We start from the raw sequence: 21,031 nt of genomic DNA on the forward strand, positions 1-21,031 counted from the left end.
GCTTTCAATCCCCTGTGTAATTTGATCCGCCGGCACCGCGACGGTTGTTCATTTGGTTGTACTCGGCAGGGCCAGATATCGACGAGCCTCGCTGCAACACTTCAATTTCGCGCTGAGCCTGCTGCAATCGGAGGCTGAGCTGTGTCACCAATTCGTCTGTAGAAAGCATCAACCGACTCCCCGCCATTACCCAGCCTGAGCCGTTGCAATCGATGCAAACCAACTCATGAAACACCCCTTGCACCACGGCTGTTCCCTTGCAGGTCAAGCAGTGCTCCAGCTCGATCTGCGCCTTACGAAAGCCATGGGCCAGGGCTTTTTTCATGTTTTCAAACCTCGCCCTTAACAAATTGCGGAATGGACTCGCAGGCCGCGCTATTCAAGGCGTCTACGAGGTTTTGCGATTCTTCATATCTAACGCCTGTCTGCTGGTGGATCGCCTTGAAGCCGCGCTCATCTAACCAGTTGTGCCACTTCACCAGAGCCAGTCGACGCTGCTCCTTAGCCTGGGTGTTGATGTAGGTCGAAGCGATCTTGCCCAGCGAATGGTTCAACAACATCTCGCCGATGTGGCCGTCTACACCGAGGTCTGTCCATGCAGTACGGGCCACCTTGCGCAGGTCATGACTGGTCCACGCGCCCTGCCCCCGTCGGGTAAACACAGAACTGGCCTGGTTATCGCTCAGCGCCTTGCCTCGGCGAGACGGGAACAGGAACGGCCCCTCGTAGCCTTGGACGGTCTGTCGATCACGGTAGCGGCGCAGCAATGCGCAGACTTGATCGGTCAGCGGCACGCGCAGCTCGGTCTTGCTCTTGGTGTGCTCGGCCGGCAGGAACCACTCACGCTCCATCAGCGCAATGTCGGCCCAACGGGACTGGCGGGTTTCGCCGATGCGAGTGCCGTGGCACAGCATCATCAGGGCCAGCATGGAGTCACCTGGCGTACTGTCGAAACGTTCGATCAGCTGCGTCACCAGCTCGGGCAATTGGACGTCGCGCAGGCGCGCGGCTTTGGGCAGGATGCGCGCTGTCGTGAAGTTGCCGAACTTGAGCTCGGCCATCGGGTTGATAGGAATAAGGTCCAGCTTGCGGGCCTGCCGAAAGGCCATGGCCAGCAGGCGGTAGAGCTGCTGGACGTATGACAGCGACAGTTCTGCCTGAGCCGGCCACATCAGCAGTTTGTCCAATGTCTGGGCGTTGACGTCACCAATGAGCAGATTATCCAGGCGTGGCTTGAGCTGGCAGTTGATGGCTGACTTGATGGCTGACCGGCGCTTGGCCGACAGCGAACGGGAGCGCGACATGCGATCAGCAAACCAGTCGAGCAGCTCGCCGACAGTGACCCAACCCGAAACACTGGCCGCGCCATCGGCTGCCACGCGCAAGCGCACCGCCGGCAACGCCGCGACCACCTGCTTGGTGGACAGGTCGGGAAAGGCGCCGATGCGGTGCCACTGGCGTTTGTTCAGCAGGTACCAGGAGCCACGCGCGCGATTCTTCGCGAAGCGAAAGTGCAACGCTGGGTGACTGGCATCGCGCAAATCGCGCACATGCAGCTTCTTCGCATTGCGTTCGATCTCGGCATCCGACAGTTTGACAGTCAGGGTTTTCACCAGAGCGGTCATATACGTTCCCCGAGGGTATCGTCGAGGTCCACGACTTGGAATGTAGTGGGCCACATCCAGACGCCATAGCGCTCGGCCATCGCCTGATTCGCGAACAGGGCCAACGCGTGATCCGGTGTATCACTCAGGTCTATCTTGAAAGAGCAGCAGAACACAGCAAACCGATAGTTCGCCGGATCTGGAACAGCCAAGCGGCGATCAGATAACAAGGGGAGCACTCGAAAACGTTCGACCATTTAGATCCCCTTCAGCAGCGATTTGAGCTGATCGAATTTCGCGAGTGCCTCGGTGTTAGCTTCGCGCTCTGCCTCGACAGAAAGAGCCACCTCCTCAATGCGTGTCGCCAGCTTTTTCATGCGCTGACCGACCTCCTCGGAAAAGCTGATCACCTCACCAGACAGCAACGCCAATGTATCTAGAGCGCTGACCTCGGTTTTCTTGATGGCAATGACGCCCACTTTGGTTTCTTCCAACATGTTCTGCCCTCTCGGGGATTTGATGGTGATGGCGGAACGCTGGAAGTGACCGTTAACGGGCTCGCGAATCAGACCTGATTCCTTCAGCTCGACAAGTCCACGACGTATGGCTGGGAACTGGGCACCCGTGGCTTCGGCAGCTATAAGCGAATTGAAAATATCGTGGGCACTCCAGCTTTCCTGAATTGGCACGACCTGGAAGACTTTGCGGGCGAGCGACGACTGTCCGGCGAGCATGTTTTGTTGCTTGGCGGCGTTCATCAGCAGCCCTCCTTTCCGCGTTGAGATTCCCAATCGAATGCCACGCCTATGCAGCCGTTTTCGCGAATGCGGTCGACACAACGCGCACCAATGGCGTCGTTCAATTCGGCGGGAGACAGGTTGCTGACGATGATCGTCGGACGGCATTGCTCGTACCGACCGTTGATGATGCTGAACAGGGTGGCCAGCTCGAACTCACTCTGCTTGGTGGCGCCAACTTCATCGAGCACCAGCAAGTCCGCGCCGATCACCTCACGCAAGATGTGCGCCTCAGACTCGCCAGAGCGATCATTGAACGTCGCCCGAATCTCGCTGATGAGCGTGCCCACCGTGCGGTAGATCGCCTTAACCATGCAGTCATTGATCAGGTGACTGGCCGAGGCAATGGCCAGGTGGGTTTTGCCAGTGCCAACCTTCCCCAGCAGCAACATGCAGCGACCTTCCCGGCGGTGTTTCGAAAAGTTCTTGACGTAGTCGGAGCAAGCATCCAACGCAATCTGCTGTCCCGGATTCGACACGACGAAGTCGGTGAATGTCTTTTCCGCGAAACGCTTCGGAATGCGGGCGCTTGATTGCTGAACTATCCGAAACTGAGAGCGCTTACGCGCAAGCTCTTGCATGTCGCGTTTGTTGCTCGCGCAGATGGGACAGCCAGACAGGATGCCACCCTTGAGGATGACGGCCTCGTATTTGCCATGATCCAGGCAGCTCGTTGGCTGACGGCCGCTGACGCCGAATTTTCGGTCGATGTAAGCGCCAAAGTTAGAGACGGAAGGTGCCATTGGCGTTCTCCTTGGTACCAGCCTTGTAATCGCGAGTGTCGAAGCCGGAGTGGCGACTGGCTGGAATTGAATGTGCGGGGCTGACCGGCTTGTCGGGAAAGATTCCTGTCCATCCGTTACTGATCGAAAGAGCCAGCACAGAATCGGGGGCTGGGTGTGCCGCCAAGGCCTTCGCCTGTTGTTCGCAGCTTTTGGCGGTGAGGGGTTTGTGGATTTCCTTGCGATGCTGGCACCAGTCGGCCCATACCTCGTCGCTGACGTTTTCCGGCTTAGCGGTCAACGGGTCGAATTTTGACGATTTGCCTGGCGCGTCAGCGCCCTGCTTTCTCTGATTACTGGTTACCTGATTGGTACCCTGATTACTGGTACCCTGATTTGTCGGAGATTTTTCCGACCCTTCTCGGATTTTTTTCCGACCCTGTTCGGAAATTTTTCCGACCTTGCTCGGAGATTTTTCCGAGGTAGATCGGATTTTTTTCCGACCTTGGCTCACATCAGAGGTCGGATATTTTTCCGACCCGTCCAGCTTGCGATTCCACTCTTTGGCCTTCTCGGTCAAGCGAAACAAACTGATATTTGCCGTGTGGGACAGTTCGATCAGACCTGCGGCTTCGAGTCCTTTGAGAAGCCGGTATGCGGTATCTGGTTTGTCAGTGAGCAGAGGCAACTCCTCCACGATCTTTGCCTTGCTCAAGGCAAAGAAAATCCCATGATCGGTCTTGATGGGCCGTGTCCAGCTAGGGCACTCGTAGACAAACGAAAACAGTAATGCCTGCTGGGAGTTCAACCCCCACTCCAGCGCTTTCACCTGGTTGATCGTGATCGTGAACTGCATATCACCCCTTCCCGCTTGACGGTCGGGCTGAGCGTTTCGATTTGTGCAACTCGATCAACGCCGTTACCTCTTCGTGCCGGGCAGCCAAGTGCTTCGCATGTAAGGCCAGAATCTCTGCGGCTTCCGCTGCGGTGATTTCTCCGTCCTCCAGTGCCAAGGCAAGAAATTGGTCAACTCGGCCGCGCTTCACAGAAGTACGCAAAGAGCGCTGGTGCATGTCTACGTTGTCCAGATCGCCAACTTCAGGCAGGCGAACAAATACTCCGCCGTACATCGCACAGATGTAGTCCGGTAGGTGGGTGGTACCCTGCTCGCTTTCGAGGACGTAAACCTCCTCATCGCTAAGAGGAACAACACCACCGCTCTCATAAACCTGGTTCTTAAAACGCTTCAGTTCGAGACTGAGGCGGGCTGAAGCGCATACCTGGCCGCCCGGGTATTTCTTTGCGACCTCGATCACCACTGCGCGACGGGTTTCTAGTACTGGCGATTTCATTGTCTAGTTTTCTCTCGGCGCCGTTGCGCTCAAAGTTGGCTCATTGAATGGGCAGCCGGCGACGCGTCCGTTTCGCGCTTTGAACCGGAAACGGTCTAAGCTCTTCCGCTGTGTAAGAGCCATCTGCGTGCTCCGTAACAAAAACCTCACGCCCTACCTGCAGAGCTTTATTTATTGAACTTTGGGTCATGCCTAACAAATTTCCGGCCTTGGTCTGCCCCTTCTCGGTAGCAAATTGGCTGAGGGTAAGTTGACGCACTGTCCGGTCTCCGGTGGTGTATCTGAACCGACAATATCTCCCATGGAGCTTTTTTAATCAACTCCAATGGAGATGGATATGTATCTCCACCGGGAATACTCTTCGGAAATGAAAAACGACAGACGACCATTACTTGAGTGGGAAAAGACGGAGTGCGCCGCATTAAAAGCGGAGCTGGCTGCCTACAATGCGCGTGCCCCAAAAGGCAAGAAACTGACTCAAGAAGAGATCGCACTTTCCGTAGGCATGAGCCAAGGCACGCTAAGCAGTCACTTAAACGGTAGCCGTGCGCTCAACAAGGAAATGGCAGCTGAGATAGCTAAAATGCTCGGCATACCTGTAGAGAGATTCAGTCCACGGATCGCGAAAGAAATCTCCGAGTTGGCGATGGCCGCCAATGCTGCGCCACCAGTCAAATCATTGCAGTCAAACGTCGAGCCTGGCCCGCCAATTACCAGCACTCCTCGTCGAATCGATGTTGTCGGAACGGCACAACTCGGTCACGAAGGCTACTGGACCAGTCTTGACCAGGCTGCTGGCTGGGTTGAGACCTACTCTAGGGATGAAGATGCCTATGCACTCCGACTCAAGGGTGACTCAATGGCTCCGGCAATTCGTAGTGGTTGGATCGCCGTCTGCGAGCCCAATCACCGCCTAGTGCCAGGCGAGTATGTGATGGTCACCACAACTGATGGGCAGAGCATGGTTAAAGAACTTCTCTTCGAAAACGAAGAAGACGTCAGCCTCATGTCGATCAACTCGGCTTACGGTGAGAGGCTGACAGTAGCTCGGATTGATATCGATAAAATCCATTACGTAGGCGCAATCCTTGCCCCCAGCAAGGTGCTGGGCAGAATCTAAATTTGAGCCCTTCGACTGTAATAAATCCCCCTAGGCACCTCCCTCCGGAAGCCCGTTAGTTGCGGGCTTCCGGAGGCTAAAATGATTGTTTTTAATCGTTAATCTTTAGCGCTTACGCAGCAAGCCGTTCACTGTATATCCATACGCAAAAGGAGCAGTGCGATGGCAACACCAAAAAACAAACCAACACCGCCAAACTCGTTTGACCTTCTCGGACTCCGCATCCAAAAAATCATCAGCTCCCCCGCTGCCCAAAAACGAAAGATGGCAATCATTCGAAGAGGCGCGGATGAGTGCCAAGAGGACTGGAGACGGCTCCTTGACGACATAGCCGATACCGAGCACGTAATACTGCGTCGAGAAGAAGACGGCACCGCCCGCGTCTCCTGGAGCCTCCCGGCTAATATCTAATCGTCAAAAAAACTCGCTCAATGCGGGTTTTTTTTAGTTCTGTCGGAATATTTATCTCCTGCGGAGTTGACTTAATTACCTCCATAGGAGATATTTTAGTCGTCGCCACGAATCAACTCGGCGATACGGGATCTCCCGCCGCTCCTTAACAATCAGCGCAACAAACAATACACCGCATTGCCTCTACCGGCGACCGGCGAGCAGACAGGCCCGAAAGCCTGCCAACGACAGGAACAACCTGGCCGGCTGATCGATGGTAAAACGCCAGAACCGTGTGAATGACCCGGCAAGCAATGCGCCCCGCCCCTCCGGCGGCAATAGGACGAACTGCATCATTACACGTCAGCCTGACGATAACTGCCCGAGCACTTGGTACTCCCCAGCACCAGGCCGCATCGGTGAGCTCTGAAGCACAACGATTGTTGGATGGTCTCTTTGCCATCGCTTCAGAGTTCACCGATGCGGACGAATCCCGGCTTATACCGGCCACCTGCATGCACAAACGCCCGCCAAGACGCCAACGGCGCACATTCGAGGATGACCATTATGAAATAAACCATAACCAAAAGATCACTGCATCTGCGAAAGGCCCGAACGTCCAACGGGCCTTTCTTTTTTTCACGCCTTTATCCGTCAGCACTCTCCCCTGCGCCTAAACGGCAACCAGCAGGTACGCCGAGTGCTGACGAATACATGCAACCCACACTGAGGAATAGCCATGAACCAAACGATCAGACAGAGTCAAGCAATCCTCCAAGGGTTGCGTCTCCAGACGTCCCTGGCCACCACCGAAATGTACCAACGCATAGGTCGTGATGAGCCTGTTCGCATACTGCACTACACCGTTGTGCCACGCGGCGGCATCGCATTTGCCGTAATCGAGCGTTCCACTGGTACGGCAAAGGGAAAGACGTTTGATCATGACAATGCCTGCCAGTTCGCTGCCAGCCGCAGGACAGCGAAAACATTCGCTCGTAAGCTTCTGCGCTGGACGACCGGTTCGGCGCTCCTATTGATCTTGTTCGCCTACTTTGGAGCAGGACATTGAAACGGTCCAACCAACAGGTTCGCCTGCGCATTCGCCAGCCGCAATTCAATCTTCCCCCCAGTGGCCTATTGGCTATCCGGGAAACAGCCATGCCCCCCACCTATCCCACTAATCACGCCATGCTCAGATGCTCAGCCATTACCTAGGTCGTTCCTATTGTTGGCTAAGACCATCCGACTCAATGAGTAGGCCATGGTCTTCAACGCTGAGTATAGGCTCCAAATACTGAAGACTATTTGGATCGTTTGGTTGGCGCTTTTTAGAATTACGCTGCCTATCGAGGCGATCCCTCGCGCGATCAACGTCAAATAACTTTCCCTCTGACAGCGCATCTAAGATGGTCGAAATCCGGAAAAAACCACCGCATGGCACGCAGTGAAAACGCTTACCGCCACCAAATGATAAATCCTCTACCGCATCCTTATTTCTGCAAATTGGACAGGCCATTGCGCGCCTCTTTTTATTAATCGCTGAAATATCGCTGACCTCAACTGCTCCGGCGCAACGCCTCAATCAACTCAGCCTTACGCATGGTCGAGCGCCCAGCGATCTGCTGTTTACGCGCCCGACTAATCAACTCCGTTTTGCTCATGTCTTCGAGTTGCTGTCCAGACCTTGGCACTCCTTGACGAGTAGCAACTGCGCGACGGGCTGACGATTTTCGGGCCTTCGTTTTAGCCACATCGCCGGTTTTCTGCCCCGAGCCGCCCTTACGCTCACCGCCACCTGATTGCTTGTTAACAGTGGCCCACGCGCGGCCCTCGGCTTCATCCTTGGAAACGCCCTTAGCCTCGTAACTTTCCTCGATGTGTTCAGCTTTGCGTTTCTGCTTTTCTGTGTATTTGTCTTTATCACCGCGTGGCATGGTCGAATCCTCTTAATTACCAGTCACCTGTTCCTACTAAGATAGAAACGCCGGCCCGACCATCCGTTCGGGTAGATCGACTAACGGTCTGTTAGTTCGGACCGACCTCGGAAACACACCTTCTCTCCTTTTTTAAACTTTACCGCTGGGCATGTCCCGGCATAGGACGCCCCATGCCCACAGCAATCGATTTGTTCGCCGGACTCGGCGGATGGTCCACAGGTGCCCGCAATGCAGGCATAGACGTTATCTGGGCCGCAAATCACTGGCCCGTTGCGGTTGAGTGGCACAGCGCCAACCACCCGGATGCGATTCACATCTGCCAGGACCTGCACCAGGCGGACTGGTCGAAGGTTCCTGCACACGACATCATGCTGGCCTCGCCCTGCTGCCAAGGACATTCGAAAGCCCGAGGCAAGCAGTCTGGCAACGCGCAGCACGATGCATCGAGGTCGACAGCCTGGGCGGTTGTTTCGGCTGCCGAATACCACCGACCGGAAGTGGTGCTGGTCGAGAATGTTGAAGAGTTCACTGACTGGGCTTTGTATCCCGCCTGGTCGCAGGCAATAGCAGCGCTCGGTTACATGCTCGCACCGCATGTCGTCGATTGCGCCGATCTTGGCGTGCCTCAACATCGGGTTCGCCTCTTTCTGGTGTGCACCCGAAGCAAGGTGCCCCTCAATCTGCAGCTGCACCAGCGCCGCCATGTTCCAGCCTCAACCTTCATCGACTTCGACGCCGGCAGATGGAGCAAGGTCGCAAAGCCTGGGCGTGCCGAGTCGACGCTGCTCCGTGTGAAGAATGGTCGAGAGCGCTTCGGTGACCGATTCATCATGCCCTATTACGGATCCGGCTCGGGCCTGACCGGCCGCAGCTTGGAGCGCCCTATCGGGACCATCACAACGCTTGATCGATGGGCTCTGGTGCGCGGCGATGAGATGCGGATGCTCTCGGCGAACGAGGCTCTTGCAGCTATGTCTTTCCCGGTAGACACAAAGCGTCCGGACAATCACCGGCTCACCATGCACATGGCTGGCAATGCGGTACCACCATTGGCAGGCCAACGAATCATCGAAGCGCTCAAAACCGCCGCCTGACTCAACCTCACTTATTTCACGAAGTGCCATCTTTCGAGGAGCACGCTTAGGGCATTCTTGATGGCTTGGTGAATATCTTCATCGCTAAGCACGACCCCACACGCTGTACACTTACTACCGGCGAGCCGTAAGTCACGCTCCAGCGGTTTAGGGCGCTCCACAATCAAAGGTTTTTCGCACTTCGGGCAATCCAAATTCACCGCTCCTCTCCCTGACCGGCCACACGCCGGACAACGCACGCATGAAATTACAACGCCTAAACATCAATCAGACGACCTGCCTGATGTGAATCGATTATTGGAATCACTCCAAGCCCCTGTTCTGCTATCCATCTCTGAGTCAAGTCTACGTCGAAGCGCCAACCGTGGGCTTTCATCAGAAAAAGCGTCTTGTCTGTAACTCGATAGTGCCCGCACTCCTGGCAAGCCCTTTCCTCGTACTTATTACCAGCGTTGACTCTCACCGCAGGAGCACCACAAATCACGCAATTCATGAACATCACCTTTGGGCCGTTTTCTTCAAAAGTAGTCCATCTCAGAGAGGCATCAATACCAACAGAACGCCATAAGTCTATTTACCTCAGTGGCCCGATGACCGGTTTACCCGGACTCAACTTCGCCCGTTCGCCGCAATGACCGCCAGCTTGTGCGCCAACGGCAACAACATCATCCCCCCCCCCCCCCGAGCTCACCCTAAAGGCGATTTCTGGTTCGACTGCATGCGCCGCGACATCGCCGCGCTGATGGACTGTGACATGGTGGCCACGCTTCCTGGCTGAGAGCATTCGAGAAGTACGCGATTGGAAGTATTGATAGCCGACCGACTAGGCAGAATGGTAATGAATGCCTATGACCTGGTATCAAAGGAGATTGGACGCGGTTAGTCGTCGGCAGTGAGATCGCCATAACCACGAGGCAATTCCATCCAAACATCTAGGGCTGCAATCTGCCGCGCGACTGCGGCATCCCATTCAGACCCTACCGCTATATTTTTACTCATCATGTCGCGAATTACTGCTGTCGCCTTTTCATACTCATGATGGATTTCTAAAGCCTTCGCCAAAAACTCTTCGCGCTGATTCATGAGGGCTCCGTAGAAGGAATAGGCTCGGTCACGCCTGTGAGTGCATCGGCAGTTGACGCAATTCCTGTTCAGCAAGCCGGCGCGCCTTTCCAACGCCCCAGGCCAAGGCTCGCGTCATCGACTCGTTACCTAGGCAGTCGACGGCTTCTTCATAGAGCGCCATGCCTGTCGCGGCATACACCCCAATAAACAACTGAGTACTGCCAGCAGAGGATAGTCTCACCTGAACGTCAAGGTGCGTTCCGTCGTTGAATTCTTCGCTATATGTCCGGGTGTAAAGCGTTGGATCTGCCCATGCCCAAAAAAGAGCTGCCTCTGATACGCATCTTGTTGTCCCTCCTGCCAGCGAACAAATAAGGCACAACCATAGTTCAGAGCGAAAGAATGAAACATGACCATGGCTCAGGCCAATAAATTCTAATTATTAAAACTCCCTTCCCCTCCAAATTCAGTCGCTCTGGTCCCCCGCATGGTGGATATCGGAGTAATGGCGAAGTAGCGCTGACCAAACCTCAAGAGCAGTACGTTGACGGGCATTCGCTGCATCCCACTCGGGACCATACGTTTGGTTCGCGCTCATCATTTGGCGCATGACAATTGTTGCTTGTTCATATTCTCGATGGGCCGCTAGCGCTTTTTCCACAAACTCTTCTCGCCGATCCATTTGTCTTCTCCGGTGACCGGTGAGAAGTATCTCCAACTTCAAAATCAGCCGCTATAGCGGCAAGGAAGAAGTCATGCCTGAAACAAAGGAACGGCCGATCTTGTTCTAGGCCCCTATGGTGCGCGCCATCCTGGAAGGCCGGAAGCAGGTCACGCGAAGGGCAGTGAAAGGAGCAGGCCTGAAGTGGCTGGCCGACTTCATCCGCCTGGTTCGCCTACATGTACTGCTACAAGGGGCCGCGGTGATAGCCAAGAAGTGTCCCCCTCACCAGTCACTTCAGGGACGAGCTGATTGGGCTGCAACTGGTGAGGCGAACGATTAAACGTTAGCTGACCTCCCCCGTTTTGTATGTCGCCCTTCGTCTCATTTTTCCACCACTCACTTATCAGCCTGCCGGCGTACGGCGGGCGAGGATTTCTATGTCATCAGTTCAGCAGTTCCACCAAGCAGCGACCAATGTACTGGTCAGACTCAGCGAGCATTGCCTAACGGGCGCCAAACTGGCCTGGGTGATCTACACCGCGACCGCGGCATGGAGCACCCGATGAAACGAGAGCTGATCAAAATCAGTGAGTTCCAGCGCCGGCGCTGGGGCGAGAACGGCACCCCGCAATGCCCGCAGGCCATCCGCAACCACATTCGTAACGGCGTGGTACCCGGCGAGCAGATAGGGAAACTCTGGTACGTTGACTGGACGGCATTCAATCGCTCCGACGGCAACGACCTAGTGGCGATGGTATTGAAGGGAGCTGCATGATGGTCCCACGGCCGCGTAACAAGGCCAACAAGAGCCTCCCCCAGAACCTGTATTTTGATTCGCGGCGCTCGACTTATCGCTACCGGCGGCCAACCGACGGTAAGTGGTTCCAGTTTGGCAGCGACCGGATCAAGGCGATTGATGCGGCGAAGCAGTTGAACCTGGAGTTCATGCGCGGCGCCGACCTGATCGGCGTTGTGATGGGCAGTTCATCAGAATCATTTTCCGGCTTCCTCGACACCTACGAACGAGATGTCCTTCCACCCCGCGAGCTGGCCAAAGGGACGCTGGGCCTTTACGCCGTGCACTTCCGGCGTTTTCGTAAGCAGTTCGAGGGAAAGGCCGTCGATCAAATCACCATCCGCATGATCGCGGAGATGCTGGACGCGCTCACCCCGCGCACGGCGAACCAGTGCCGGGCGCTACTGATCGACATCTTCAATCACGCAGCATCCAAAGGCCTGTGCCCGGACAACCCGGCGGCCAGCACCATCAACCGGATCGAGAAGAAGCAGCGCAGACGCCACACGATAGAAGGACTGAAAGCCATCCGGGAGAAATCTCCTGCCTGGCTACAGAACGCAATCGACCTGGCGCTTATCACCGCCCAGCGTCGGACAGACATCCTCGATATGCGTTTTGATGGCAGTCGTGAGGGTTACTTATACGTGGTGCAGAAGAAGACGGCTAAGGCCAGTGACGCGGCATGGATACGATTTTTGATAACGCCGGAGTTGCAGGCGGTCGTCAGCCGATGCCGTGACGATGTCGTATCGCCTTACCTGGTGCACCGGAAACCCGAGCGCCGGAAACAGAAACAGGCGCAGACCAAGGATCACTGGACAAAAGTTGAGGAGAGATATTTGACGCGAGCATTCAAGGAGGCCAGGGAGGCGGCGAACTGCTACGCGGGATGGAAGGAAGAAGAGATGCCGGGCTTCCACGAAGTGCGAGCACTGTCGCTGCACCTGTACAAGAAAGCCGGAAAGGACGGTCAGAAAATTGCTGGCCATGCGAGCGAGGGCATGACCAGAAACTACCAGCGGGACCACGAGGAAATCGTCTGGTCCGAAGCAATTCCGGACCTGAATATCAGCGAAATCACCGGGTAGTTTTGCGCCAGTTTTGCGCGGGTTTTGCGCACCCACAAAAAAGCCGATCTATCTGATCGGCTCAAGTGTCTGATTTTACTCAGGAAAATATGGTCGGGACGGAGTGATTCGAACACTCGACCCCTAGCACCCCATCTCCTTTTTCATACTTCTTGAAAGACTCCGAAATTTCACTCTGGATTTTTCTAAGCTATTATTTACTTGAGCTCCAGCGGTGTTCTGCTCTACGAGAGTCCAGTAACGTCCATCAAGAGCCGACGTTTTTGTGGGGGTAAAAGTAGGGGGAGTCCGTTTCATGGCCAAAATCACCATCAAAGAACTCGAGTCACTGACTGCCAACGATGCGGGCCGCATCCTCCGGGAGGATGGCAATCTCGCGGGTCGAATCTCAGTCCGCAAGGACGGTATGTCGGTCAGCTTTTTCTATCGTTATCGCTGGGGCGACCAGAACAAAGAGTACGCCTGCGGAACCTGGCCGCGCAAATCCCTGACAGACATCCGCAAGGCGCGTAATCAGGCCAGGGCGCTCATTGATGAGCAGATCAATCCCAACGAGCAAAAGAAAACCGCCAAGGCACAAGCATACGCCGTTGCTAACGTAGAGGCTGAACTAGTAAAAACGACGAAGGTGAAAACGCTGACCGTCCAGGATCTAGCCAAGGCGTGGCTGTTGGATGGCGTGGCGCGCAAAGATGGCAATGCTGAATTGCAGCGCCGTTTTAACAAGGACCTTTTTCCGGCACTCGGCAAGACCGCGGTGAGCAGCGTCTCCGAACACGATGTTCGGGCGCTGATCCGCGCCGTGATCAACCGCGGCGCTTACCGACAAGCCATCAGTTTTTTCGCCGACCTCACCCAGATGTTTAGTTGGGCCAGAAAGCGTCAGCCCTGGCGGGCCTTGTTGATCGAGGGTGATCCAACGGAACTGGTCGACATCTCCCCCTTGATCCCTGCCGACTACGAGGCAGAAAGAAGCCGCATCCTTTCGCCGGTGGAGCTGTTGGAACTGCACAACCGCTTCCAACAAATGACCGCCGATTACAACGCCCTGCCCGCCGGGCAAAAATACGACGGCATTCGGCCTTTAAAAAAAGAAACTCAACTCGCACTCTGGATCAGCCTCGGCACCTTGTGCCGGATTGGCGAGTTGCTGCAGGCCGAATGGAAAAATGTCGATCTGGACCGACAGACCTGGTTCCTCCCCAGTGAAAACGTCAAAGGCACACGCGGCAAGAAACAGGACCACCATGTCTTCCTCTCCCCCTTCGCCCTGCATTTCTTTCAGGAACTCAAGACCCTCACGGGAGACTCCCAGTGGTGCTTTCCAAACAAGCAGGATGATGGGCATGTGGACTTAAAGGTAGTGAGTAAACAGGTCGGCGATCGCCAGGCCCGGTTCAAAAACCGCAAGGCCCTCTCAAGACGGCGTAACGACGACACGCTGGTGCTGGCCGACGGCCAGAACGGTGACTGGACGCCACATGATCTGCGCCGCACCGGCGCGACCATGATGCAGGCTTTGGGGGTCAGCCTGGACGTCATCGATCGCTGCCAAAACCATGTGCTGGCGGGTTCTCGTGTCAGGCGCCATTACCTGCATCACGACTATGCCGAAGAGAAGAAGCGCGCTTGGGACCTGTTGGGCGATCGGCTCAGTGCCGTGCTCTCCTCGAACTACGAGCACACGCCAAACGAGTCGATGTTGTCTTTTCCAGCGTATGCGGCGACAGAGATGCGGCCACCCTCATAGAATTGCTGCACAAAGAGTTGTCTAAAATTTAACATCCTCGACAACCCGCGTTCGACGTGATTTGCGATGAGCAAAGGTGACCGATTGCATGTACAGATTCGCGGAGGTCAATACCTACGTTTCTTCGTAAAGCATCTTCCTTGATCGCCGAAAGTACCTGCACCGATAGTTAGTCCGCCGAGGGTGTATTTCCATCGACCGGGCGAGCGTCTAAAGCAGGCATCGGATCCGTTTGAACGCCGGTTACGATGGAAGCCCACGCAGCATATGCATTCTTGTGTCGAGCCACCGCTTCATCCCATTGGCTTCCCGAAACCTTGCTTGAAACCACTAGCATCATAAGATGGTTGGTAGTTGCATCGAGATCGAGCAAAAGATGGTGGGCGGTGAAGCGAAAATCATCATTCGAAGGCATGACGTCACACTTATATTTTGGTGAGCGGCGGGATCGTTCCCGCACCACATGACATCAGTGTGACAGTACTGAGCATTTCATTGCGAACGGTCGGACAGCCGGTTACGGGAAATTGAGTACCAAGCCGAATTTTTCGAACCTTCCATTCTGGGCATTTAACGTCCCTTCAACCTTCAAGGTGGACCGCTATTTCGAGGACGCTGATTTACGAATCGCCGGACCACCAGCACCAGCACCAGCAGCCAACTGCCGAGCTCGACCGACACCCCAAGCCAGAACTCTGGTCATCGATTCGCCAGGGTGTGAGTCAACCGCCATTTCATGCAAAGCCATGCCATCGGGCGCATAAATACCGATGAACATCTGCGTTTCGCCGGCGCGCGAAAGCCTAACTTGTACGTCGATGTGAGTCCCATCATTAAGAGTTTCATCATGTGTTCTACAGTGGAGCTCTGGGTCTGCCCACTCCCAGAAGATGTCGCCTCGAAGTCTCATAGAGCCCTCCCGCCCGTTCCCTATGATGGTCAGTAGTGTCCAAAACTAGACCCCTACAAGCGAAGTGCAACCTCGTCGAAACGGTATCGGACAACTGGTAGAAAACAGCTGTACACGCTCCAATTTTTTGTACAACTTCCAACCGCTATAGCCGCAACAACGAACCCCATCACAATCACCATCGGAGTTGTGACTGAGTCCAATCCATAAACTCGCCAGGCTCAGGATCCTGACTCAACTGGCTCGGCGCAAAGCCTCGACTAGCTCAGCCTTACGCATAGTTGAGCGTCCAGCGATTTGCTGTTTTCGCGCTCGGCTCATTAATTCCGTCTTGCTCATGTCCTCGAGTTGCTGACCAGCTCTAGCCACGCCTTGTCGGCTAACTGCCGCTCGACGGCCTGACGATTTACGAGCCTTTGTCTTTGCCGCTTCGCTGGTTTTCTGCCCCGAGCCTCCCTTACGCTCACCGCCACCTGATTGTTTGTTCACGGTAGCCCAGGCACGGCTCTCTGCCTCGTTTTTGGAAACACCCTTGGCCTCATAGCTGTCTTCAATGTGTTCGGCCTTACGTTTCTGTTTGTCTGTGTATTTGTCTTTATCACCGCGCGGCATGATCAAATCCTCTTAGTTAACAGTGACATTCACCTACTAAGGTAGAAGCGCCGGTTTAACCATCAGTTCGTCTAGGTCGACCAGTGGTTTATCTGATTGATCTCGAGACCAATTACTCCCTTCGCTAATTTTCACGTCCAACGCCGGGCACGACCCGGTAACCGGCGTGCCTCAAGAGTTCGTTCCTTTCGTCAGGGTCATCTTAATTAAATAAACCTTTCGTATTTCCAAGACCTCCATTGCTAGACAACTGAACTGAAAACCAATGGCGAGGTGGATGATGAAAGCAGTCGTATTTTATGACGTGGGTGACATCCGGCTGGACGATGTGGCCGATCCCGTAATTCAGGAACCAACAGATGCCGTTGTGAGAATTACGGCAGCAGCCATCTGCGGGACGGATCTGCATTTCATTCGGGGCACCGTCCCCGACATGCAGCCTGGGACGATATTGGGGCATGAAGGTGTCGGGATCATCGAGGCACTGGGCGATGACGTACGGAACCTTAAGGTGGGTGATCGGGTAATCATTCCCTCGACCATTGCATGCGGTAACTGTTCCTATTGCAGGGCCGGTTATTTCTCACAATGCGATGTCGTCAATCCTCACGGCAAACAGGCTGGCACCTCGTTTTTCGGCGGCCCCAAAGGCACAGGACCGTTCCACGGCCTACAAGCCGAGAAAGCTCGTATTCCCTACGCCCATATCGGCTTGATCAAGATTCCGCAGGCCATTAGCGATGACCAGGCCATTGCCATGTCGGATATTTTCCCTACCGCCTGGTTTGGCGCGCAGATGGCCGAAATCCGGGATGGCGATAGTGTCGCAGTGTTCGGCTGCGGCCCCGTTGGCCTATTTACCATTGTCAGCGCGAAATTGATGGGTGCCGGCCGCGTGTTTGCCATTGACGGCTTGGCGGACCGACTTGAGCGCGCCCGCGAACTGGGCGCCGAGTGCATAAATTTCGAAAAGGAAGACCCGGTGCAAACGCTGCACCGCCTCACGGACGGTATAGGTGTGGACCGTGCCGTTGATGCCGTAGGCATCGACGCCAACCATGCACACCAGGCGCATTCACAATCTCAATGGCAACCGGGCGATGCACCGGCTCAGGCGTTGCAATGGGCCATCGAAGGGTTGGCTAAGGCCGGCACCCTATCGATCATCGGCGTGTACCCACCAGGCTTCGACACCTTCCCCATCGGTGCGGCGATGAACAAGAACCTGACCATGAACATGGGCAACTGCCACCATCGCAAGTACATTCCCAAGTTGATCGAAATGACCTTGGCTGGTCGTGTAGACCCGGCAAAAATACTCACCCAGAAAGAGCCGCTGACTGACGCCGTTGAAGCCTTCAAGTCGTTTGATAAACGTGAGAGCGGCTGGATCAAAGTCAAACTGATGCCCCAACGTTAATGAGGTTGTTCCTGGGTCGATAGCTGTCAGGGAACCCTCGACAGCTATCGCCGTGGCCTGGAAAAAAACTACAAAGTTGAAGCGATCAAAAAACAAGTTTTTATCTGTCTGGCATCCGGTAAAACCATCGATTTTTTAAACAGATATTCTTTGATACCGGTTTGCAACGTAGCGGTCACAATTTTTACCGGAGGGTGAAACCCGCCCGAAAATATATGACCAGGTTCAGCTTCCTGCCGCACAGCGTATGAGCAGGAGCTAACAAACAGGACCGCACCCATGCATTCTCAATACACCAATGCCCAACTCCTTGCGTGTCGCTGCCTGGCGATGGAGCAGAATAAAAAGCTGTTTGATGAGGCCAATGCCATCAGCCGCTCCGCATTCGAACTGCTCGAGCAACCGGATCTGGACAGCGAGAAATTCCAACGCTATCTCCAACTCAGAAGGAAAGCTGAAACCCTGTTTTGCGAGGCCTTGGATCATCTGACCTTATTGAATGAAAACTTCCCGCCGCTTCCTGTGCAGAAGCTGATGGAGGCTTGCGACAGCTCACTTCACCAGGAGGAAAACAGATGATGGACGATTCGCAACGAGCATGGGAATTGGCGATGACGCTAATTGCGAGCGGAAAAATCGCCTTCGACCCCGCTAATCCGCAAGGATCTGTAAAGTGCCTTTTCACCCATTTAAACGTCTTGAAAAAGGCACTGGTAGCCCAGACAGCGTCAACGACAGTCCCCTCTTCGTTTGACAGTGAAAAAAATCAGGTGCTGTAGTGTTGGCGTTAATAGCCGGATGCAGCGATGGCCCCTTCCACTGCCTCGGCATAACGTCTGGTGGCTTTGATTACCAGCTGCTTTCGTTCGGTCCTGTCAATGAAACCCTCTCGAAAGTAAATCTCTGCCAAACGAAGCAATTCTTCGTACTGCTCTTGTGCGTTCATATGCCTCCCGGGCTTTTCCATCAGCTTGTGCCAGCTTGCAAGCGCTTGAGCTTTTCTGTCCTTGTACATGGCGATACCTCCACCGTCGTGTAACGGTTGAGGCCTGTGAGCGAGCGGTGGTTCATCTGACACGATGTATGGTCCATGCCAAATGCGGGAGGCCCGACACAAATCTGGAACTCGCATCTTCTCTTGCCTCCAATGCATACGCTCACGGCGAAAAGGTTACCGGTCAGTCAGATGTGGAGATCTGGCCGACAGCACGCCATTTCGAGCAGGGTCGCTGCCCGTTGCGTAGCTCACCGCCTCGTGTGTTGTTGGTCCCTGGCTCGTCACGCAACGACGGGACCTGCCCAAAGGAGCTTTCCAAGAGCTGGCGTCTGGCGGGCCTTGCGTAAGGTGAACTGCAAGCAGCGGGTATTCATAACGACCTGCTCGATCTCAGCCTGCTGACGTCCGAGTACGGTCAACGCATTTTCCCTTGCAAAGGGTGCGTTTTTACTGCCATGCCCTTATGCCATTGGCCATGCTGCTGTTATCCCAATCATTCGCTCGACCAGGTGGGTGATGTCATGAACATCATTTATCCGCAATGGGTCGGCGCCGACGGGATCATGCTGATCACGCCGGTCTACTGGTATCAGGCGCCCAGTCCGTTGAAGTTGATGATCGATCGACTGGTCCGCGCCGACGGCGGCAATCCCGCTCCCCACAACCACTCAAGGCAAGGATGCTGCCATGGCGAAACAATTGGAGCTTGATGGCTGGTCCTATCCAAAGCACTCGAAGGACGAGTTTACGGTGTGGTGGTTCATGGTGACGTGGCAGGTACCGAAGGTGTGCGCCGAGCCTTATGCGACTGGATGGACTGTATGGGATTTGTGGACGCCGGGAAAATGGCTTGCCTGGATCGCTATATCGGCTACTACCATCCCTACGCTACCAGCCATGACGAACTGGATACCGACCTGGAATTGCATGAGGAAGTACGAAACGTGGCGCGGGCAGTGGTCAATGCGGGGAAAGAAAGGCGTACGGGCAATCTGTCCCGACGTGATGCCACATTACGCGCGCCGCGACAGAAATAACGAAAACGTGTGAAGGCCGTTCTTCGATTCATTGGAACCCTCTGGTCTCGGTGTTTTCCATCATACAAACAGCAAAAGGGAGAGTTCACCAGGATTGCCCTGGCGAATGGTTTGTAATCGAAGGGCGTTCTTACGGTTGAACACAGCGAACCTTATGGAAAACCTTATCGAAGTCCTACAGGAAACAGCGGAGCCGCTACCTGATGTTGCCAGCGAAAGCTTTGCAACAATGTTCGACCGTTATGGCGATGCACAGGTGGTACTGATTGGCGAAGCCAGCCATGGCACGCACGAGTTTTACCAAGCGCGCGCAGCGATAACACGACACCTGGTCAAGCACCATGGCTTTTCCATTGTCGCGGTAGAGGCTGACTGGCCGGACGCCGATCAAATCGATCGTTGCGTCAGGGGGCGGGAAAACGGTGGATGGCATGAGTCTGCCTTTTCGCGCTTTCCAACCTGGATGTGGCGTAACACCGATGTCCAGGCGTTTACACGGTGGCTATGCGAATTCAACCGGACCAGGGCGCCGGAACAACGCGTGGAGTTTCGTGGACTGGACGTGTACAGCCTGCGCAGTTCGATCCGCGAAGTGCTTGGTTATCTGGAAAGCGCAGATCGGGGCATGGCCAGGGAGGCACGGCAGCGCTATGCCTGCCTGACGCCGTGGCATGACGACCCGGCGCTCTACGGACATTTCACCGAGGTAGGTGGCATGGCCACCTGTGAACATGCCGTGCTTGAGCAGCTCCAGGCATTACTGAATCAGCGCTTGTCGCTGATCGAAAAAGACGGTGAAGCGTTGTTCAACGCGACGCAAAATGCTCGGGTCGTCCATGCCGCCGAGCAGTATTACCGTGCGATGTATCGAGGTTCCAGAGAATCCTGGAATCTGCGCGACGGGCACATGTTCGAGACACTGCAAGCTTTGCGCAGCCGCCATCACGCCAAGGTTGTGGTCTGGGCGCACAATTCGCACATAGGCGATGCCAGAGCGACGCGAATGGGGGACGAAGGCCAGTTGACGCTTGGTCAACTGTGTCGTGAAGCCTTTGGTAAAGAATCGGTTCTTATAGGCATGGGCACCGATCAAGGCACCGTGGCGGCCGCTGATGACTGGGACGAACCTGTAAAAATAAAAAACATCGTGCCGTCATTGCCCCGTAGCTGGGAGCGCGCCTTTGTCGAGGCGGGTCATCCGCAGGCTTTGTATGACTGGCGCGACGATAAACGACAGACGCTACGCTCAGCCTTATCAATACGCCTGTTGGAGCGCGCCATTGGGGTGATTTATCGCCCGCAAACCGAGCGCCAAAGCCATTACTTCGATGCGAACCTGAGCGAGCAATTTGATGCCTACCTGTGGTTCGCTCATACCCTCGCCATCACACCGCTAAAGACCGTGCACTCGTCCAGTCATGAGGAGGACACCTTTCCCTTCGGCATATGATTGATCCAGCGCCTGCCGGCGGTTGACTCATGGTCAGGCGGTCATCCATAAAGCGGATATTGCCTACCAAATTAATATGGGTAGGACGATTAGATTGGCTGCAGCTATTAAGGCTTTGATTATGAAGTCAAAGCGAAGCGCTTCCGATGTTCCCCGGCATAATCAGTGTTTCGAGCACACGTCCAATGACAACGGCATGGCCTTGTCACTCTTTTTCACTTGT

The 21,031-nt window shown here is 55.0% G+C and carries 27 protein-coding genes and 1 pseudogene; 13 read left to right on the plus strand and 15 right to left on the minus strand.

Going from position 1 to position 21,031, the window contains the following annotated elements; genetic code table 11:
• Positions 1-4 precede the first annotated feature (4 nt).
• From SB725_RS15380 to SB725_RS15415, 8 genes are read right to left on the minus strand one after another with little or no spacing between them, the layout of a single operon-like run.
• A complete protein-coding gene (locus tag SB725_RS15380; RefSeq protein WP_410922116.1) occupies positions 5-325 on the minus strand; it encodes a hypothetical protein in 321 nt (106 codons plus the stop codon).
• A 4-nt stretch (positions 326-329) separates the two neighbouring features.
• A complete protein-coding gene (locus SB725_RS15385) occupies positions 330-1,625 on the minus strand; it encodes a tyrosine-type recombinase/integrase (RefSeq protein ID WP_410922117.1) in 1,296 nt (431 codons plus the stop codon).
• On the minus strand, positions 1,622-1,861 hold the full coding sequence (locus SB725_RS15390) for a hypothetical protein (protein WP_410922118.1): 240 nt from the start codon (positions 1,859-1,861) through the stop codon (positions 1,622-1,624). The genes SB725_RS15385 and SB725_RS15390 overlap by 4 nt, the downstream gene beginning before the upstream one ends.
• On the minus strand, positions 1,862-2,362 hold the full coding sequence (locus SB725_RS15395; protein ID WP_410922120.1) for a hypothetical protein: 501 nt from the start codon (positions 2,360-2,362) through the stop codon (positions 1,862-1,864). It abuts the gene before it with no gap.
• Entirely contained in the window at positions 2,362-3,144 is a 783-nt protein-coding gene (locus SB725_RS15400; RefSeq protein ID WP_410922121.1) for an ATP-binding protein, read from the minus strand. The genes SB725_RS15395 and SB725_RS15400 overlap by 1 nt, the downstream gene beginning before the upstream one ends.
• Entirely contained in the window at positions 3,125-3,979 is an 855-nt protein-coding gene (locus SB725_RS15405) for a hypothetical protein (RefSeq protein WP_410922122.1), read from the minus strand. The genes SB725_RS15400 and SB725_RS15405 overlap by 20 nt, the downstream gene beginning before the upstream one ends.
• Position 3,980: 1 nt before the next feature.
• On the minus strand, positions 3,981-4,475 hold the full coding sequence (locus SB725_RS15410; RefSeq protein WP_410922123.1) for a YmfL family putative regulatory protein: 495 nt from the start codon (positions 4,473-4,475) through the stop codon (positions 3,981-3,983).
• A gap of 40 nt (positions 4,476-4,515) precedes the next feature.
• The gene (locus tag SB725_RS15415; RefSeq protein ID WP_410922124.1) at positions 4,516-4,734 is read right to left on the minus strand and encodes a Cro/CI family transcriptional regulator; all 219 of its coding nucleotides are present in this window, start codon (positions 4,732-4,734) and stop codon (positions 4,516-4,518) included.
• Positions 4,735-4,812: 78 nt separating this feature from the next.
• Between SB725_RS15415 and SB725_RS15420 the strand changes: the two genes are divergently transcribed.
• The 3 genes from SB725_RS15420 (at position 4,813) to SB725_RS15430 (ending at position 7,054) form a co-directional block, all read left to right on the plus strand.
• Positions 4,813-5,595: a helix-turn-helix transcriptional regulator gene (locus SB725_RS15420; RefSeq protein WP_410922125.1), complete on the plus strand. Its 783-nt coding sequence runs from the start codon at positions 4,813-4,815 to the stop codon at positions 5,593-5,595.
• 162 nt (positions 5,596-5,757) lie between these two features.
• Positions 5,758-6,006, plus strand: coding sequence for a DUF1654 domain-containing protein (locus SB725_RS15425; protein ID WP_410922127.1), 249 nt, complete (start codon positions 5,758-5,760; stop codon positions 6,004-6,006).
• Between the two features lie 718 nt (positions 6,007-6,724).
• A complete protein-coding gene (locus SB725_RS15430; RefSeq protein ID WP_410922128.1) occupies positions 6,725-7,054 on the plus strand; it encodes a hypothetical protein in 330 nt (109 codons plus the stop codon).
• A 487-nt stretch (positions 7,055-7,541) separates the two neighbouring features.
• On the opposite strand, the gene SB725_RS15435 is transcribed toward SB725_RS15430, so the two are convergent.
• Positions 7,542-7,919 (minus strand): Rho termination factor N-terminal domain-containing protein, encoded by a 378-nt coding sequence (locus SB725_RS15435; protein ID WP_410922129.1) that lies wholly within the window; start codon positions 7,917-7,919, stop codon positions 7,542-7,544.
• 173 nt (positions 7,920-8,092) lie between these two features.
• On the opposite strand from SB725_RS15435, the gene SB725_RS15440 reads away from it, so the two are divergent.
• Complete coding sequence (locus SB725_RS15440) at positions 8,093-9,016, plus strand: DNA cytosine methyltransferase (protein ID WP_410922130.1); 924 nt, start codon at positions 8,093-8,095, stop codon at positions 9,014-9,016.
• 879 nt (positions 9,017-9,895) lie between these two features.
• Here SB725_RS15440 and SB725_RS15445 read toward each other — a convergent pair.
• Both SB725_RS15445 and SB725_RS15450 read right to left on the minus strand, forming a co-directional pair.
• Positions 9,896-10,099, minus strand: coding sequence for a hypothetical protein (locus SB725_RS15445; protein ID WP_410922131.1), 204 nt, complete (start codon positions 10,097-10,099; stop codon positions 9,896-9,898).
• A 28-nt stretch (positions 10,100-10,127) separates the two neighbouring features.
• Positions 10,128-10,425, minus strand: a pseudogene (locus SB725_RS15450) (hypothetical protein).
• Between the two features lie 882 nt (positions 10,426-11,307).
• Here SB725_RS15450 and SB725_RS15455 point away from each other — a divergent pair.
• From SB725_RS15455 to SB725_RS15465, 3 genes are all read left to right on the plus strand, one after another.
• Positions 11,308-11,520 (plus strand): hypothetical protein, encoded by a 213-nt coding sequence (locus SB725_RS15455; RefSeq protein ID WP_045060620.1) that lies wholly within the window; start codon positions 11,308-11,310, stop codon positions 11,518-11,520.
• A complete protein-coding gene (locus SB725_RS15460) occupies positions 11,520-12,632 on the plus strand; it encodes a phage integrase Arm DNA-binding domain-containing protein (RefSeq protein ID WP_410922428.1) in 1,113 nt (370 codons plus the stop codon). Before SB725_RS15455 ends, SB725_RS15460 begins: the two co-directional genes overlap by 1 nt.
• Before the next feature lie 295 nt (positions 12,633-12,927).
• Positions 12,928-14,382, plus strand: a complete 1,455-nt coding sequence (locus SB725_RS15465) for a tyrosine-type recombinase/integrase (protein ID WP_410922132.1) — start codon at positions 12,928-12,930, stop codon at positions 14,380-14,382.
• A gap of 169 nt (positions 14,383-14,551) precedes the next feature.
• Here SB725_RS15465 and SB725_RS15470 read toward each other — a convergent pair whose 3' ends face one another.
• The 3 genes from SB725_RS15470 to SB725_RS15480 form a co-directional block, all read right to left on the minus strand.
• Positions 14,552-14,797, minus strand: coding sequence for a hypothetical protein (locus SB725_RS15470; RefSeq protein ID WP_410922133.1), 246 nt, complete (start codon positions 14,795-14,797; stop codon positions 14,552-14,554).
• Positions 14,798-14,983: 186 nt separating this feature from the next.
• On the minus strand, positions 14,984-15,292 hold the full coding sequence (locus SB725_RS15475) for a hypothetical protein (protein WP_083263046.1): 309 nt from the start codon (positions 15,290-15,292) through the stop codon (positions 14,984-14,986).
• Between the two features lie 234 nt (positions 15,293-15,526).
• Positions 15,527-15,904 (minus strand): Rho termination factor N-terminal domain-containing protein, encoded by a 378-nt coding sequence (locus SB725_RS15480; RefSeq protein ID WP_069557053.1) that lies wholly within the window; start codon positions 15,902-15,904, stop codon positions 15,527-15,529.
• Positions 15,905-16,184: 280 nt separating this feature from the next.
• On the opposite strand from SB725_RS15480, the gene SB725_RS15485 reads away from it, so the two are divergent.
• From SB725_RS15485 to SB725_RS15495, 3 genes are all read left to right on the plus strand, one after another.
• A complete protein-coding gene (locus SB725_RS15485; protein WP_410922429.1) occupies positions 16,185-17,324 on the plus strand; it encodes a zinc-dependent alcohol dehydrogenase in 1,140 nt (379 codons plus the stop codon).
• 279 nt (positions 17,325-17,603) lie between these two features.
• A complete protein-coding gene (locus tag SB725_RS15490) occupies positions 17,604-17,903 on the plus strand; it encodes a hypothetical protein (protein WP_410922134.1) in 300 nt (99 codons plus the stop codon).
• Complete coding sequence (locus SB725_RS15495) at positions 17,900-18,103, plus strand: hypothetical protein (protein ID WP_410922136.1); 204 nt, start codon at positions 17,900-17,902, stop codon at positions 18,101-18,103. The genes SB725_RS15490 and SB725_RS15495 overlap by 4 nt, the downstream gene beginning before the upstream one ends.
• Before the next feature lie 8 nt (positions 18,104-18,111).
• On the opposite strand, the gene SB725_RS15500 is transcribed toward SB725_RS15495, so the two are convergent.
• Positions 18,112-18,339, minus strand: a complete 228-nt coding sequence (locus SB725_RS15500; RefSeq protein ID WP_410922137.1) for a hypothetical protein — start codon at positions 18,337-18,339, stop codon at positions 18,112-18,114.
• A 437-nt stretch (positions 18,340-18,776) separates the two neighbouring features.
• Between SB725_RS15500 and SB725_RS15505 the strand changes: the two genes are divergently transcribed.
• The 3 genes from SB725_RS15505 (at position 18,777) to SB725_RS15515 (ending at position 20,808) form a co-directional block, all read left to right on the plus strand.
• Positions 18,777-19,031, plus strand: a complete 255-nt coding sequence (locus SB725_RS15505; protein WP_410922138.1) for a flavodoxin family protein — start codon at positions 18,777-18,779, stop codon at positions 19,029-19,031.
• A gap of 111 nt (positions 19,032-19,142) precedes the next feature.
• Positions 19,143-19,358 carry a hypothetical protein gene (locus tag SB725_RS15510; RefSeq protein WP_410922139.1) on the plus strand — a complete coding sequence of 72 codons (216 nt, stop codon included), beginning with the start codon at positions 19,143-19,145 and terminating at the stop codon, positions 19,356-19,358.
• A gap of 154 nt (positions 19,359-19,512) precedes the next feature.
• Positions 19,513-20,808 (plus strand): erythromycin esterase family protein, encoded by a 1,296-nt coding sequence (locus tag SB725_RS15515; RefSeq protein WP_410922140.1) that lies wholly within the window; start codon positions 19,513-19,515, stop codon positions 20,806-20,808.
• Positions 20,809-21,031: the final 223 nt, after the last annotated feature.

Origin of the sequence: Pseudomonas sp. SIMBA_041 (assembly GCF_046535095.1) — a bacterium.
Taxonomy (GTDB): domain Bacteria; phylum Pseudomonadota; class Gammaproteobacteria; order Pseudomonadales; family Pseudomonadaceae; genus Aquipseudomonas; species Aquipseudomonas mucoides.